Raw genomic sequence first — 14,164 nt, forward strand, 5'->3', positions numbered from 1 at the left:
CGAAGCCGCGTCCCGGCTCGGCCCGCGCGGGCCGAGCCGGGACGCGGGCGGAGATCGTGCCAGCGGCCGGCCGGAAGGCGGCCGACGCGGTGCCCTCACTCCAGCTCCAGCACCACGCTCCGGAAGCCCTGCGGCTTGCGCGCCGGGCAGATGTCGCCGTCGTCGCTGAGGAGCTGGACCTTCTTGCCGTCGGCCGCGACGATCAGGCCTTCGGGCTGGAAGTCGGGAAGCGCCGCCAGGGCCTCGGCGACGCCGGGGATGCGGGTCGGCGCCTCGCCGGCCCGGCCCGACCAGCGGTAGAGGTCGGCCGCCTCGCCGCCGCTGCCCGAGCCGCCGGCGACCAGGAAATAGGCCTTGATCCCGGGCGCGTAGGCGATGTCGCGGATGCCGCGGCCCTTGAGGTCGAGGGCGATCGGCTTGGCCAGCTTCGGGCCGGCGCCGCCGGCCAGCACCTCGGCCGGGTTCTCGAACGGCACCACCAGGGCGTCGTTGTCCGCGTTGAGCGGGTTGCGCAGGCCGACGAGCAGGCCGCGCCCGTCCGGGGTCGGGCTCAGGCCCTCGAGGGCGAGGCCGCGCCGCCGCGGGCTGAGGCTGGGCTTGGCCGCGAGGTCGACGGCGACGCGCTCGGACAGCCGCGGGTCGAGATCGGCGATCGCCTTGGCGAGGCCCGTGAACGCCTTGCCCTTCGGCGTCACTGCCGGCGCGGTCGCGCCACCGCCGACCGACAGGGCGAGCATCTGGCGCGAGGCCTCGCGGGTGCGCCCGTCGGCGTCGCGGGCGTGGGAGCCCATCACCACGAGGTCGTTGCCGAGCCAGGCCAGGGATTCGAGATCGGCCCCGGCCGGCTCCTCGCGGGCGCCCGCCGCGAGGGCCGCGTCGAGGTCGCCGCCCTTGAGCGGCAGGGGCGGGCCGGACACGTCGGCCTGGTACAGGCGCAAGGTGTTGTCCCCATCGTCGACCACGAGGAAGCGGTCGCCGAAGCTTCCGGCCGGATAGGGGACGGCACCCGAGGCCGCACACAGGCCCCAATGCATCAGAACCGGGCCGGTCTTCACCTCGGCACGGGCGCCTTGCGCCGCGAGACAGAGGGCGAGCACGGAAACGAGTTTCTCCAGGCGCAGCGTGCCCAGGCCCGTCATGGCGATCCTCCGGATGTCGCGGCCCGTCGGTGCGAACCGTCTTCGCAGTATTTCACGCCGCCAAGACGTCGTTCAATGGCTTCGCTTCGAATGGCGGGAGAAATTTCGTCGCGCCGCCAATCGACCGGCGCGACACTGCGGCCTTCACGAAGCGTCAGGCCTCGCCGGCCGCGACCGCCTCGCCGGCCTTCCGGCCCTGCTCGGCGACGAAGCGGCGGCGCGCCTCGGCCGCCTGTCGGAACGCCCCCGAGCGGGGCGGCACCTGCGCCAGCTTGCCGATCTCGCGCAGGATCAGCTCGGCCTCGAAGGCCGCGGCGCGCTCCATCGCGACGGCCCGGCTGTCGGCGCCGTGCGAGGCGGCGTAGCGCTCCAGCCCGTCGCGGCAGACCGCGACGCGGTATTCGAGCCACGCCACGACGTCGTCGAAGGCGCGCTCCCGGATCTCCGCGGCCGTGGCCCGACGCTTCTTCTCGCTCAACTCTCGTCCCTCCGCGGCCCGGAAGGGCGATGGTCTCCCATATCAGACGGGGATTCACGAGGCCAAGGGACGGCGCAAGGAGGGACGCGCCCCGGATCGCGCGCCCTGCCGGACGCGCCTCAGATGTGCAGGGCTTCCCCGAGCGCCCGCAGGTTCGCCTCGTGGAAGACCTCGCCGAGGGTCGGGTGGGCGTGGATCGTGCCGGCGACGTCCTCCAGCCGTGCGCCCATCTCCAGGGCGAGGCCGAACCCCGCCGCCAATTCCGAGACCCCGGCGCCGACCGCCTGGATGCCCAGGATGAGGTGATTGTCGGCCCGCGCTGTCACCCGCACGAAGCCGTCCTCGGCCCCGAGCGTCATGGCGCGGCCGTTGGCGGCGAAGGGGAAGAGGCCGGTGCGGATCTCGTGACCCGCGTTCCGCGCCTCGTCCGGCGAGAGACCGGCCGACACCACCTCCGGATCGGTGAAGCAGACGGCGGGGATCGCCACCTTGTGGAAGGCGCGGCGGCGGCCGGCCACGAGGTCGGCCACCATCTCGCCCTGCGCCATGGCGCGGTGGGCCAGCATCGGCTCGCCGGTGACGTCGCCGACCGCCCAGACGTTACGCATCGAGGTGGCGCAGCGCTCGTCGATGCGGATGAATGGCCCGCTCATGTCGAGGTCGAGCCGCTCTAACCCGAGATCCCCCGTCCGCGCCTTGCGGCCGACCGCGACCAGGATCACCTCGGCCGGGATCGTTCGCGCTTCGCCGCCGACCTCGACGGCGAGCGCGTCGCCCGAGAGCCCGGTCGCCTTCGCGCCGAGCAGAACCTCGATCCCGAGCGCCCCGAGGCGCCGCGCCACCGGCCGGGTCAGCTCGGCATCGTAGGCCGGCAGGATCCGCTCGGCCATCTCGACCACCGTCACCTTGGCGCCGAGCTTGGCGAAGGCGGTGCCGAGCTCAAGCCCGATATAGCCGGCGCCGACCACCGCCATGGTGGCGGGGACCTTCGGTAATGAAAGCGCCTCGGTCGAGGAGATCACCCGCCCGCCGAAGGGCAGGTGGGGGAGCGCCGCCGGGACCGAGCCGGTGGCCAGGATGACGTGCTCGGCCCGCACCCGTTCGGGACCGGTATCGGTCTCGACGAGGCAGGTCTTGCCGTCGACCATGGTGCCGCGCCCGCGCAGGATCTTGACGCCGCCGCGCTTCAACAGCGAGGCCACCCCGGTGTTGAGCCGCCCGACGATGCCGTCCTTCCAGGCGACCGTGCGGGAGAAGTCGAGGCGCGGCGGCCCGGCCGAGAGGCCGAAGGGCGAGGCGTCCCCGGCTTGCAGAAACGCCGCGTGATAGGCCTCGGCCGCGTGGATCATCGCCTTCGAGGGGATGCAGCCGACATTGAGGCAGGTGCCGCCCAAGCGGTTCTCCTCGACCAGCACGGTGTCGATGCCGTGCTGGCCGGCGCGGATCGCCGCGACGTAGCCGCCCGGGCCGCCGCCGAGCACCAGGAGCTTGGTGGTGATCTCGCTCAACGATCAGGCCTCCATGAACAGGGTCGCGGGCGTCTCGAGCAGGCCTTTGAGGGCCTGCACGAACAGGGCGGCGTCGTAGCCGTCCACCACCCGGTGGTCGAAGGACGCCGAGAGGTTCATCGTCAGGCGCGGCACGAAGGCGCCGTCGCGCCAGACCGGCCGCATCACCTGCTTGTTGACGCCGATGATCGCGACCTCCGGCCGGTTGATCACCGGCGTGGTCACGATGCCGCCGAGCGCGCCGAGCGACGTGATGGTGATGGTCGAGCCCGACAATTCATCCCGGGCCGCCAGCCCGTTGCGGGCAGCTTCCGCCAGGCGGCGCACCTCGGCCGCCGAGTTCCAGACGTCGCGGGTCTCGGCGTGGCGCAGCACCGGCACCATCAGGCCGGACGGGGTCTGCGTCGCGATGCCGACATGGATGCCGGCATGGCGGTGGATCACCTCCGCCTCGTCGTCGTAATGCGCGTTCATCTGCGGGAAGTCCGGAAGGCTGCGCACCAGCGCCTGGACCAGGAACGGGATCAGGGTCAGCTTCGGCCGGCTCGCGCCGTGGCGCTGGTTGAGGGCGGCGCGCAACTCCTCCACGGCCGTCACGTCCACTTCCTCGACGTAGGAGAAGTGGGCGACGCGGCGCTTGGCGTCGGCCATGCGCTGGGCGATGCGCCGGCGGAGCCCAATGACCTTGATCTCCTCCACCGCCGTGCGGGCGACCCGGCCGGCGGGAGCGGGGGCCGCATCCTCGGGCGGGGCGTCGAGGTAGGCGTCGAGGTCGTCGTGGCCGATGCGGCCGGCCGGACCGGTGCCGCGGACCTGGCGCAGGTCGATGCCGGATTCCAGCGCCCGCCGGCGCACGGCCGGGGAGGCGACCGGCTTCTCGCCCGCGGGGCGGGGCGGGCCGGAGGAGGGGGGCGATGCAGGGCGCGGGGCCGCAGGCTTTGCCGGTGCGGGCCTCGCCGGCTCGGCCGGCTTCGCCGCCGCGGCGGAGGGCGGGGCGGGCGCGGGCTGCGCCGGCTCCAGGCCGTCGGCGGCCGGGACCAGGGCGGCGACGGGTCGGCCGGACGCCGCGTCCTGGGCCCTCGCGACCTCGGGCGCCACCGCGACACCGGCTTCGGGCGCCGCGGCCTGGGGCCCGGCATCCCCGCCCTCGATCTCGAGACGCACCAGCTCGGCGCCGACCGCCAGCATCTGGCCGGCCTCGGCGCCGAGCGCCGCGACCGTGCCGCTCACCGGCGAGGGGATCTCGACGGTGGCCTTGTCGGTCATCACGTCGGCGAGCGGCTGGTCCTCGCGGACCACGTCGCCGACCTTGACGTGCCAGGCCGAGACCTCGGCCTCGGCCACGCCCTCGCCGATATCCGGGAGCTTGACGATGCGGAAACCCATGGCTCAGCCCTCCAGCGCGGCGCGAAGGGCCCGGCCGACGCGCTCGGGACCCGGGAAGTAGGCCCATTCCTGGGCGTGCGGGTAGGGCGTGTCCCAGCCCGCGACCCGGACGATCGGCGCTTCGAGGTGATAGAAGCAGGTCTCCTGCACGAGCGCCGCGAGCTCGGCGCCGAAGCCCGAGGTCAGCGTCGCCTCGTGGGCGATGACGCAGCGCCCGGTCTTGCGCACCGAGGCCTCGATCGTCTCCATGTCGAGGGGGAGCAGCGTGCGCAGGTCGACGATCTCGGCGTCGATTCCCGTCTCGGCGGCCGCGGCCTCGGCGACGTGCACGATGGTGCCGTAGGCCAGCACCGTGACGGCCGACCCCTCGCGCCGGATCGCCGCCTTGCCGAGCGGCACGGTGTAGTGCCCGTCCGGCACCTCGCCGAGGTCGTGGCGGGCCCACGGGGTCACGGGGCGGTCGTGGTGGCCGTCGAAGGGGCCGTTGTAGAGGCGCTTCGGCTCCAGGAAGATCACCGGGTCGGGATCCTCGATCGCGGCGATCAGCAGGCCCTTGGCGTCGTAGGGGTTCGACGGCACCACGGTCTTCAGGCCCGCCACGTGGGTGAACAGGGCCTCGGGGCTCTGGCTGTGGGTCTGGCCGCCGAAGATGCCCCCGCCCGTCGGCATCCGCACCACCATCGGGGCGGTGAACTGGCCGCCCGAGCGGTAGCGCAGGCGCGCGGCCTCGGACACGATCTGGTCGTAGGCCGGGTACATGTAATCGGCGAACTGGATCTCGACGCAGGGCTTCAGGCCGTAGGCCGCCATGCCGACGGCGGCGCCGACGATGCCGAGTTCGCTGATCGGCGCATCGAAGCAGCGGCTCTTGCCGAACCGCGCTTGCAAGCCTTGGGTACAGCGGAAGACGCCGCCGAAATAGCCGACATCCTCCCCGAACACGACCACGTCGTCGTCGCGCTTCATCGCCACGGCCATCGCGTCGCGGATGGCCTCGATCATCGTGCGGCGCGGCATGTCAGTACCCCGCCTGCTGGCGCTGGCGGCGCAGGTGAGGGGGCATCTCGGCGAAGACTCCTTCGAACATGTCGCGCGGGGACGGCTTGCCGCCGGCATGCAGGGTGCCGTGGGTCTCGGCCTCGCGCTGCGCCGCCACCACCTCGTCGAGGATCTCGGCCTCGCCCTGGCGGTGGCGCTCCTCCGACCAAGCGCCGCGGGCGATGAGGTGGTTCTTCAGGCGCGCGACGGGATCGCCGAGCGGCCAGGCGTCGAATTCGGTCTTCGGCCGGTAGGCGGAGGGGTCGTCGGAGGTGGAATGCGCGCCGGCCCGGTAGGTGACGTACTCGACGATCGTCGGCCCGAGATTGCGCCGCGCCCGCTCCGTCGCCCATTTCGCCACCGCGTGGACGGCGAGGTAGTCGTTGCCGTCGACGCGGAGCGCCGGGATCCCGAAGCCGTGGCCGCGGGCCGCGAAGGTCGAGGAGCCGCCGCGGGCAAAGCCCTGGAAGGTCGAGATCGCCCACTGATTGTTGACGACGTTGAGCACCACCGGCGCCCGGTAGGTCGAGGCGAAGACGAGCGCGGCGTGGAAGTCGGATTCGGCGGTCGAGCCGTCGCCGATCCAGGCGGCGGCGATCTTGCTATCGTTCTTGATCGCCGAGGCCATCGCCCAGCCGACCGCCTGGACGTACTGGGTCGCGAGGTTGCCGGAGATCGAGAAGAAGCCGTGCTCCTTCGACGAGTACATCACCGGCAATTGCCGGCCGTGCAGCGGATCGTTCTCGTTCGAGTAGATCTGGCACATCATGTCGACGAGCGGATAGCCGCCGGCGATCAGCAATCCCGCCTGCCGGTAGGTCGGGAAGTTCATGTCGCCGGGCTCGAGCGCCCGGCGGAAGGCGGTGCTCACCGCCTCCTCGCCGAGATGCTGCATGTAGAACGAGGTCTTGCCCTGGCGCTGGGCCATCAGCATCCGGGCATCGAAGGCGCGCAGCTTCATCATGTCGCGAAGCCCGGCGAGCAATTCCTCGTCGGTGAGCGAGCCGGCCCAGGGACCGACCGCACGCCCCTCGGAATCCAGCACCCGGATCAGCGTGTAGGCGAGGTCGCGGATCTCGGCCGCCGCGACGTCGACCTCCGGCCGGCGGACCGCGCCGGCCTCCGGGATGTCGAGGTCGGAGAAGCTCGGATTGCCGCCCGGGCGGACGGCCGGCTCGGGGACGTGGAGGCTTAAGGGAGCGTGAAGGCTCGGGACGTCTGGCGGCATCGGGGGAGGCCCTTGCGGCTGAGGGGGCGCGGACGGTTTTTTTGGAGATGACCGGCGGATCAGGCGGAGGGACGGCGTGCGGCGAGGCTGCGGACCGGTGCGACGGTGCGCGCGACGTCGCCGGGCAGGCGCGTCGCGCCCTCGACGATCGGCGCGATCCGGGCCCGGATCTCGACGGAGTGCCCCTTGTCACGAGCCATGCGCGTCCTCCCGCGACGCTTGTTGTCCCGCGACTGTAGCCCGGTCCGCCCGGATGGTCCTCGCCGATTTTCGCCGCTAAAGCGGCTCTTCGGAGAACACGCGATGGCATCGAAGGCGGAGACGCCGAACAGGCGTTCTGGGCGGGCGGGGGAGAGGGGCGCCGAGCCGCACCGGCTCGACGAGATCGACCGGAAGATCCTGGGTGCGCTGAGGGCCGACGGCCGGCTGACCATCGCGGCCCTCGCCGAGCGGGTCGGGCTGTCGCAATCGCCCTGCTGGACGCGGCTGCGGCGGCTGGAGGAGGCGGGGCTGATCCGCGACTACGTCGCGCTGCTCGACCACCGGGCGCTCGGCCTGCCCGACGTGGTCTTCGTCGAGGTCACGCTCGACAAGCACGACGATTCGGTGCTGGAGGCCTTCGGCACCGAGATCCTGCGCATCCCGGAGGTGCTGGAGGCGCATCTGGTGAGCGGCGAATACGACTACATGATCAAGGTCGCGGTCAGCGGCACCGCCCATTACGAGCGCTTCCTGCGCGAGAAGCTCTACCGGATCCGCGGCATCCGCCAGTCGCGCTCGGTCTTCGCACTCCGCACCCTGAAGCAGGAGGTCTCGGTCGATCCGGTGGCGATCGCCCGGCAGCCCTGACGCGGCATCCCTCGCTTCTGATCGGCGATTGTCGGCCGGCCGGCAGGCGCTAAGCTGGCCGCAAAATGCCGGGAGGACGCCATGAACCGTCGCGCGACGCTGATCTCCGCCGTGCTTCTCTCCGTGGGCCTTGCCCCCGCCCACGCCGTCGAGCCGCTCCGGATCGGCATCGCCGCGGCGATCACCGGGCCGGGCGCCGAATCCGGCAAGTACCTCGTGCAGGGGGCGAGACTCGCCGCCGAGGAGGTCAACAAGGCCGGCGGCGTGCTCGGCCGGCCGCTCGACTTCGTGATCCAGGACGACCAGAGCACCAATCCGGGCGCCGTCCTGGCCTTCAGCAAGCTCGCGGCCGATTCGGCGCTGCCGGCCTTCATCGCGCCGGTGCGCAGCACGCAGGTCCAGGCCATCGCCCCCGACGTCGCCCGGACGGGCAAGCCCGCGATGATCGGCGGCACCGACCCGCAGCTCACCGCCGCCGGCAATCCCTGGCTGTTCCGCTTCCGGCCGAACGACCGCTACTCCGCCCGCGTGATCGCGGAATTCGGCGTGAAGACCCTGAACCGGCGCAAATGGGCGCTGGTCCATTCGAGCGACACCTTCGGCACCAGCGGCATGCGCAACCTCGCCGCCGCACTGAAGGAGCAGGGGATCGAACCGGTGGTGGTCCAGGCCTTCCCCAACAACTCGCAGGACTTTACCGCGGTCGCGCTCGCGGTGAAGCAATCCGGCGCCGACGTGCTCGGCACCTACATCCCGTTCGAGACCGACCAGGGCATCTTCGCCCGGCAGCTGCGCCAGCTCGGCGTCGCCATCGACTGGGTCGGCTCGTCGACCACGTCGAGCGCCACCGCGCTCAAGCTCGCGGGCGCGGCGCTGGAGGGCGCCTACGCGGCCTCCGACTTCCACCGCGACGCCAACCCGGTGGCGAAGGCCTACGCCGAGAGATACGAGGCCGCCTACAAGGCGGCGCCCGACTTCTTCTCAGCCTGGGCCTACGACGCGGTGACGCTCCTGTCCCGGGCGATCAACCGGGCCGGCAGCACCGAGCCGGGCAGGATCCGCGACGCGCTCCTGGCCACCAAGGGCGTCCAGGGCGCCGAGGGGATGTACGACTTCGACGCCAACGGCGACGGGCTGCACGGCTACAACGTGGTGCGCAACGAGCGCGGGGCGGTGAAGTTCATCAAGCGGGTGGAGTTCGAGAAGTAGATCACCGGGTTCTTGCTTCGGGCGCCTGTTTCGGTGCCCCGTGGTCATCCCGGGGCTCGCCGCAGGCGGGAACCCGGGATCCATGACCGCCGAGGTTCGCGGATCGGCCGATGCGTGTTCCACTTCCCCCGTGTATCGTCGGCGGTGATGGATCCCGGGTGCCGCTGCGCGGCCCCGGGATGACATCGAGGGTGTCGGAATGGCCGGCGGACCCCGACAATACGTTACCCCAGCCGCCAGTCGATCGGCGCCAGCCCCTTCTCCTCCAGCCACGCATTGGCCTGCCCGAACGGCCGGCTGCCGCGGAAATCGGCCTTGCGGTTGAGCGGCGAGGGATGGCCCGATTCCAGCACGAGGTGCTTCGTCCCGTCGATCAGCGCGGCGCGCTGGCGGGCCGGGGCGCCCCAGAGCAGGAAGGCGACCGCCGGGCGCTCGGCCGAGACCGCCTGGACCGCCTGGTCGGTGAGCGCCGACCAGCCGAGCTTCAGATGCGCGCCCGACTTGCCCGCCTCGACGGTCAGCGCGGAGTTGAGGAGCAGCACGCCCTGGCGCGCCCACGGCGTCAGGTCGCCGGAGGTCGGCACGGGGGCGCCGGTCTCCTCCGCCATCTCGGCGAGGATCACCTTCAGCGAGGCCGGCAGCCGGCGCCCGCCGACGTAGGAGAAGGCGAGGCCGTGGGCATCGCCGGGCGTCGGGTAGGGGTCCTGGCCGAGGATCACCGCGCGGACCTGATCCAGCGGCGTCAGCGTGAGCGCGTTGAAGATGTTCTCCGGCGCCGGCAGCACCCGGGCGCCGGCCTCCCGGCGGGCATCGACCGCCGCCGCCACGTGCTCGGCGTGGCCGTCCTGGAAGAACGGCAGGGTGAGCCAGGGCGAGCGGCTGGCGCGGAAGCGGGCGAGGGCGCCCGCCACGGAGTCGTCGGTCGGCATCGAACCTCAGGGGCGGATGGTGAGGCGCCCTGTCTCGACGGTGAGAGGCGCGTTGGCGCGGATGTAGGACATGACCACGTTGGCGACGAGCGTGCCGTCGGTCGCGCCGACCAGGGTCTTGCCGTCCGCCAGCATCCCGTAATCGTTGCCGCCGGCGAGCATGAAATCGTTGGCCGCCACCGTGTAGGTCCGGGCGGGGTCGAGGGGCGCCTCGCCGACGCGGACCTCCGTCACCCGGCGGCCGACCGGCGCGGCGGCATCGACCGTGACGGTCATCCCCGACACCTGCGGGAAGCGACCGGCCGAGCGGCCGATCTCGGCGAATCCGTTCTCGAGGGCGGCGCGCACCCGGGCGCCGGTGATCCTGACCAGCACCGAGGTGTTGCCGAAGGGCAGCTCGGTCAGCACGTCGCGGCGGGTCAGCTCGCTGTCGGCCGGGTAGGTCCGGTTGCCGCGGATGCCGCCGCCGTTCATCAGGCCGATCTCGGCCTCGGCGGCGTGGCGGAGCGCGTCCGCCACGAGGTCGCCGAAGGCCGCCTCGCCCCGGCGCACGGTATCGATGCGGGTGTCCAGCGCGTTGGTCACCCGGCCGAGCGGCACGTCGAGCTCGCGGGCAAGTTCCGCCTCCTGTCGCTGGACCACCGCCAGCACCTCGGGGTCGGGCTCGATCCCGGCTGTGTCGTGGATGCGGAAGGCGGCGGTCCAGGTCAGGGCCTTGCCGCTCCCCTCCGCCTTGATGTCGATCGCCGTGACGTACTCGGCGTCGTGGCCGGATTCGGCGAAGACCGTGCGGCCGTCGTAGCGGAGCGCCAGGTCGTGGTCGTGGCCCGACAGGACGATGTCGGCGTGGCGGCTCGCCACCAGGGCGTCGTCGGTCGCCCGGTCGGTATGGGTGACGACCAGCACCATCTCGGCCCCCGCCGCCCGCAAGGCGGCCGCCTCGCGGGCGAGCGTCGCCACCGCGGGCGCGAACACCCAGTCGCCGGATTGCGATTTCGCCGGCGTCTCGGGCAGCGCGAGGCCGACCACCCCGAGCCTGATCCCGCCGATCGTCAGCACGGTCGATTCGCTCGTGCCAGGCACCGGCGTGCCGTCGGCCCGGCGCAGGTTGGCGGCGAAGACCGGAAAGGTCGCCGCCCGCATCCGCTCGAGGTAGACCTCCTGGCCGAAATCGAACTCGTGGTTGCCCGGCACGAACACGTCGGGCCTGATGAGGTTGGTGAGCGCGATGATGTGGCGGCCCTTGTCGATGCCCGACATCAGCGAGGGCGACAGGGTGTCGCCGGCATGACAGACCAGGACCGGCCGGCTCGTCCCCTGGTCGATCCTGGCCCGCTCGGCCTTGACCACTGCCGCGAGCTTCGGGAAGCCGCCGCGGCCGTCGACCGCGCCCATGCGGTAGATGTCGTTGACGAGGACCAGGGTGAAATCGACGTCCGGCCCCCGCGCGGCGGCCGGCGCAGCCGTCAGCCCCGCGAGGCCGGCGCCGAGGCCGAGGGCGAGGGTCTGGCGGCGGCTGGGCGCGGTCATGCGGGGCTCCGGAAGGGGCGAGAGGGCGCCCGGGACATCCATGTCTCACGCTCATCTTGACCGCCGGATGTCGCCCGCGCACCGCGGTGCAGCGTCACGACACGTTGGTTCGGGCTGCCTTTGCGCTATGTAGACGGCCACGCGACGCGAAGACAGCCGGGCCCGAGCGCGCCATCCTCCGGGTCCCCCAGAAGAGCAGACCGGACGACCATGAACGAGGTGACCCCGAACGCCGCGCTCGCCCGCGGCGCCACCCCCGTCGGACAGGCGGGCGCTCTCCCGGCCGCCCACCCGGCCGTGCGCTGGGGCCGGGTCGGCGTGCTCCTGATGAATCTCGGCACGCCGGAGGGCACGAGCTACTGGCCGATGCGCCGCTACCTCAAGGAGTTCCTGTCCGACCGGCGGGTGATCGAGGTGCCGCGCGCGATCTGGTGGCCGCTCCTCAACCTCGTCATCCTGACCAAGCGCCCCGGCCCGAAGGGGCGCGACTACGCCTCGGTCTGGAACACCGAGCGGGACGAAGGCCCGCTCAAGACCATCACCCGCGGCCAAGCGGAGAAGCTGCAGGCGGCGATGGGCGACAAGGTCGTGGTCGACTGGGCGATGCGCTACGGCAAGCCGGAGGTCGACCAGCGCATCCAGGCCCTGCTCGACCAGGGCTGCGACCGCATCCTCCTGGTACCGCTCTATCCCCAATACGCCGCCGCGACCTCGGCCACCGCCTGCGACCAGGCGTTCCGGGCCTTGATGAAGATGCGCTGGCAGCCGACCGTGCGGGTCTCGCCGCCCTACCACGACGACCCGGTCTACATCGAGGCGGTGGCGAGCGCGATCCGGCGCGACCTCGCCGCCCTCGACTTCGAGCCCGAGGTCATCCTCACCTCGTTCCACGGCGTCCCGAAATCGTACCTGATGAAGGGCGATCCCTATCACTGCCAGTGCGTGAAGACCGGCCGGCTGATCCGCGAGGCGCTCGGCTACTCGCCCGAGCGGATGCGCACGACCTTCCAGTCGCGCTTCGGCAACGAGGAATGGCTGAAGCCCTATACCGACGAGACCGTGAAGGAGTTGGCGGCCCAAGGCGTGAAGCGCCTCGCCATCGTGGCGCCGGGCTTCACCGCCGACTGCCTCGAGACCCTGGAGGAGCTCGACGGCGAGAACCGGCACTATTTCGAGGAGGGCGGCGGCACGCACTTCGCCTACCTGCCCTGCCTCAACGACGGCCCGGAGGGCATGCGGGTGATCGAGCACGTCGTCGCCCGCGAGCTGAAGGGCTGGATCGACTGAGCGGTGGACGGGCCGCCGCGCCCGTCGCGGCGGCCTCACGCCGGGGTTAAGCTCGGGCATGAGCCCGACCTTTCTCCTCGGCACCCTGCCGACCCCGATCGGCACGATGCTGCTGGTCTTCGACGAGGACGCGGCTTTACGCGCCCTCGACTGGTCGGACCACGAGGAGAGGATGCGGCGCCTGCTGCGGCTGCATTACGGCACCGCCTTCTCCTTACGGGACGCCGCCGTGCCGCCGGCGATCCATGATCCGCTCACGGCCTATTTCACCGGCGATCTCGGCGCCATCGACCGGCTGCCGGTCCGGCATAACGGCACCGCCTTCCAGCGCGAGGTCTGGGCGGCCCTGCGCGACATCCCGGCCGGTACGACTCTGAGCTACGGCGCGCTCGCGCAGCGGCTGGGCCGCGACAAGGCCGTGCGGGCGGTGGGCCTTGCCAACGGCGCCAACCCGGTCGGCCTCGTGGTGCCGTGCCACCGGGTGATCGGGGCCAACGACAGCCTGACCGGCTATGGCGGCGGGCTTCATCGCAAGCAGTGGCTCCTGGCGCACGAGGGCGCGACGCTCGGCGGGCGGCAGGGGCGGCTGGATCTGGGGTGAGGCCGGATGGCCCGCAGACGGATGATTTCGTAGGGTCACGTCCCCGACCACGACGCGCGAGACCACCATGCAGCGACTGACCGGCAAGACCTGCCTCGTCACCGGCGCCGCCCGCGGCATCGGCCGCGCCATCGCGGCCCGCTTCCGCCGGGAGGGCGGCGCGGTGATCGTCACCGACATCGACGAGTCGGCCGGCGCGGCGACCGCCGCGGAGATCGGGGCGCGGTTCGTCCGGCTCGACGTCTCCCGCGAGGAGGACTGGCTGCGCTTGGGCGACCTCGTCCCGGAGGTCGATGTGGTCGTCAACAATGCCGGCATCACCGGCTTCGAGGCCGGTCCGGTCCCCCACGATCCCGAGCACGCGACCCTGGAGGACTGGCGGGCGGTCCACCGCGTCAACCTCGACGGCACCTTCCTCGGCTGCCGCTACGCGATCCGCGCGATGAAGGACCGCGGTACCGGTTCGATCATCAACGTCTCGTCGCGCTCCGGCCTCGTCGGGATCCCGGCCGCGGCGGCCTACGCCTCGTCCAAGGCCGCGATCCGCAACCACACCAAGAGCGTGGCGCTCTACTGCGCGCAGCAAGGCTGGGCGATCCGCTGCAACTCGATCCACCCGGCGGCCATCCTGACGCCGATCTGGGAGCCGATGCTGGGGGAGGGGCCCGGGCGTGAAGCCCGGATGGCGGCCCTCGTCGCCGACACGCCGCTCAAGCGCTTCGGGACCCCGGAGGAGGTGGCGGCGGTGGCGACGATGCTGGCCTCGGACGAGGCGGCCTACATGACGGCGGCGGAGCTGAACCTGGATGGGGGCCTGCTGGCCGGATCGGCGGCGAGCCCGGGGTGATTGAACTCCGCGGAATGCCCGTCACGGTCCAAGGACCGCGGAGTCATAGTCCACGACACAGCAGCAGCGCGGGTGCGGGTGCACGAGCGACAGCCGAGAGCATGAGCCCTCCCCCCTCTGCGGGGGAGGGTGCCC

At 72.1% G+C, this 14,164-nt stretch carries 14 protein-coding genes; 5 read left to right on the forward strand and 9 right to left on the reverse strand.

The window, feature by feature from the left end:
- Nucleotides 1-95 precede the first annotated feature (95 nt).
- The 7 genes from A5481_RS15265 to A5481_RS33545 all read right to left on the reverse strand — a co-directional run bounded on the left by A5481_RS15265 (nucleotide 96) and on the right by A5481_RS33545 (nucleotide 6,977).
- Nucleotides 96-1,139, reverse strand: coding sequence for a hypothetical protein (locus tag A5481_RS15265; RefSeq protein WP_048432805.1), 1,044 nt, complete (start codon nucleotides 1,137-1,139; stop codon nucleotides 96-98).
- Nucleotides 1,140-1,293: 154 nt separating this feature from the next.
- Nucleotides 1,294-1,617, reverse strand: coding sequence for a hypothetical protein (locus A5481_RS15270; RefSeq protein WP_048432806.1), 324 nt, complete (start codon nucleotides 1,615-1,617; stop codon nucleotides 1,294-1,296).
- Between the two features lie 119 nt (nucleotides 1,618-1,736).
- Nucleotides 1,737-3,125, reverse strand: a complete 1,389-nt coding sequence (lpdA, locus tag A5481_RS15275) for a dihydrolipoyl dehydrogenase (RefSeq protein WP_048432807.1) — start codon at nucleotides 3,123-3,125, stop codon at nucleotides 1,737-1,739.
- A gap of 3 nt (nucleotides 3,126-3,128) precedes the next feature.
- Nucleotides 3,129-4,511 (reverse strand): dihydrolipoamide acetyltransferase family protein, encoded by a 1,383-nt coding sequence (locus A5481_RS15280; protein ID WP_064504021.1) that lies wholly within the window; start codon nucleotides 4,509-4,511, stop codon nucleotides 3,129-3,131.
- Between the two features lie 3 nt (nucleotides 4,512-4,514).
- Nucleotides 4,515-5,528: an alpha-ketoacid dehydrogenase subunit beta gene (locus A5481_RS15285; protein WP_064504023.1), complete on the reverse strand. Its 1,014-nt coding sequence runs from the start codon at nucleotides 5,526-5,528 to the stop codon at nucleotides 4,515-4,517.
- Between the two features lies 1 nt (nucleotide 5,529).
- Nucleotides 5,530-6,777, reverse strand: a complete 1,248-nt coding sequence (locus A5481_RS15290) for a 3-methyl-2-oxobutanoate dehydrogenase (2-methylpropanoyl-transferring) subunit alpha (protein ID WP_048432994.1) — start codon at nucleotides 6,775-6,777, stop codon at nucleotides 5,530-5,532.
- Nucleotides 6,778-6,836: 59 nt separating this feature from the next.
- Nucleotides 6,837-6,977: a hypothetical protein gene (locus tag A5481_RS33545; protein ID WP_156311780.1), complete on the reverse strand. Its 141-nt coding sequence runs from the start codon at nucleotides 6,975-6,977 to the stop codon at nucleotides 6,837-6,839.
- Nucleotides 6,978-7,080: 103 nt separating this feature from the next.
- Here A5481_RS33545 and A5481_RS15295 point away from each other — a divergent pair, with 103 nt between their 5' ends.
- Nucleotides 7,081-7,626, forward strand: a complete 546-nt coding sequence (locus A5481_RS15295; protein ID WP_048432995.1) for an Lrp/AsnC family transcriptional regulator — start codon at nucleotides 7,081-7,083, stop codon at nucleotides 7,624-7,626.
- 81 nt (nucleotides 7,627-7,707) lie between these two features.
- Complete coding sequence (locus A5481_RS15300; RefSeq protein ID WP_048432996.1) at nucleotides 7,708-8,835, forward strand: ABC transporter substrate-binding protein; 1,128 nt, start codon at nucleotides 7,708-7,710, stop codon at nucleotides 8,833-8,835.
- Between the two features lie 224 nt (nucleotides 8,836-9,059).
- Here the strand turns inward: A5481_RS15300 and ung are convergent, their stop codons facing one another.
- Nucleotides 9,060-9,764: a uracil-DNA glycosylase gene (gene ung / locus A5481_RS15305; protein WP_048432997.1), complete on the reverse strand. Its 705-nt coding sequence runs from the start codon at nucleotides 9,762-9,764 to the stop codon at nucleotides 9,060-9,062.
- Between the two features lie 6 nt (nucleotides 9,765-9,770).
- Entirely contained in the window at nucleotides 9,771-11,294 is a 1,524-nt protein-coding gene (locus A5481_RS15310; RefSeq protein ID WP_048433028.1) for a bifunctional metallophosphatase/5'-nucleotidase, read from the reverse strand.
- A 210-nt stretch (nucleotides 11,295-11,504) separates the two neighbouring features.
- Between A5481_RS15310 and hemH the strand changes: the two genes are divergently transcribed.
- The 3 genes from hemH (at nucleotide 11,505) to A5481_RS15325 (ending at nucleotide 14,029) form a co-directional block, all read left to right on the forward strand.
- Nucleotides 11,505-12,581 carry a ferrochelatase gene (gene hemH, locus A5481_RS15315; protein WP_048432998.1) on the forward strand — a complete coding sequence of 359 codons (1,077 nt, stop codon included), beginning with the start codon at nucleotides 11,505-11,507 and terminating at the stop codon, nucleotides 12,579-12,581.
- Between the two features lie 58 nt (nucleotides 12,582-12,639).
- A complete protein-coding gene (locus tag A5481_RS15320; RefSeq protein WP_048432999.1) occupies nucleotides 12,640-13,182 on the forward strand; it encodes a methylated-DNA--[protein]-cysteine S-methyltransferase in 543 nt (180 codons plus the stop codon).
- A gap of 67 nt (nucleotides 13,183-13,249) precedes the next feature.
- Nucleotides 13,250-14,029: an SDR family oxidoreductase gene (locus tag A5481_RS15325; RefSeq protein ID WP_048433000.1), complete on the forward strand. Its 780-nt coding sequence runs from the start codon at nucleotides 13,250-13,252 to the stop codon at nucleotides 14,027-14,029.
- Nucleotides 14,030-14,164 lie beyond the last annotated feature (135 nt).

It is taken from the genome of Methylobacterium platani, from assembly GCF_001653715.1.
Classification (GTDB): Bacteria; Pseudomonadota; Alphaproteobacteria; order Rhizobiales; family Beijerinckiaceae; genus Methylobacterium; species Methylobacterium platani.

Excerpts from the sequence above, each read along its gene's own strand:
- A5481_RS15310 (WP_048433028.1), bottom strand. The coding sequence starts at position 11,294 with ATGACCGCGCCCAGCCGCCGCCAGACCCTCGCCCTCGGCCTCGGCGCC.
- A5481_RS33545 (WP_156311780.1), bottom strand. The coding sequence starts at position 6,977 with ATGGCTCGTGACAAGGGGCACTCCGTCGAGATCCGGGCCCGGATCGCG.
- A5481_RS15280 (WP_064504021.1), bottom strand. The coding sequence starts at position 4,511 with ATGGGTTTCCGCATCGTCAAGCTCCCGGATATCGGCGAGGGCGTGGCC.
- A5481_RS15290 (WP_048432994.1), bottom strand. The coding sequence starts at position 6,777 with ATGCCGCCAGACGTCCCGAGCCTTCACGCTCCCTTAAGCCTCCACGTC.
- A5481_RS15285 (WP_064504023.1), bottom strand. The coding sequence starts at position 5,528 with ATGCCGCGCCGCACGATGATCGAGGCCATCCGCGACGCGATGGCCGTG.
- A5481_RS15300 (WP_048432996.1), top strand. The coding sequence starts at position 7,708 with ATGAACCGTCGCGCGACGCTGATCTCCGCCGTGCTTCTCTCCGTGGGC.
- ung (WP_048432997.1), bottom strand. The coding sequence starts at position 9,764 with ATGCCGACCGACGACTCCGTGGCGGGCGCCCTCGCCCGCTTCCGCGCC.
- A5481_RS15320 (WP_048432999.1), top strand. The coding sequence starts at position 12,640 with ATGAGCCCGACCTTTCTCCTCGGCACCCTGCCGACCCCGATCGGCACG.
- A5481_RS15265 (WP_048432805.1), bottom strand. The coding sequence starts at position 1,139 with ATGACGGGCCTGGGCACGCTGCGCCTGGAGAAACTCGTTTCCGTGCTC.
- A5481_RS15295 (WP_048432995.1), top strand. The coding sequence starts at position 7,081 with ATGGCATCGAAGGCGGAGACGCCGAACAGGCGTTCTGGGCGGGCGGGG.
- hemH (WP_048432998.1), top strand. The coding sequence starts at position 11,505 with ATGAACGAGGTGACCCCGAACGCCGCGCTCGCCCGCGGCGCCACCCCC.
- A5481_RS15325 (WP_048433000.1), top strand. The coding sequence starts at position 13,250 with ATGCAGCGACTGACCGGCAAGACCTGCCTCGTCACCGGCGCCGCCCGC.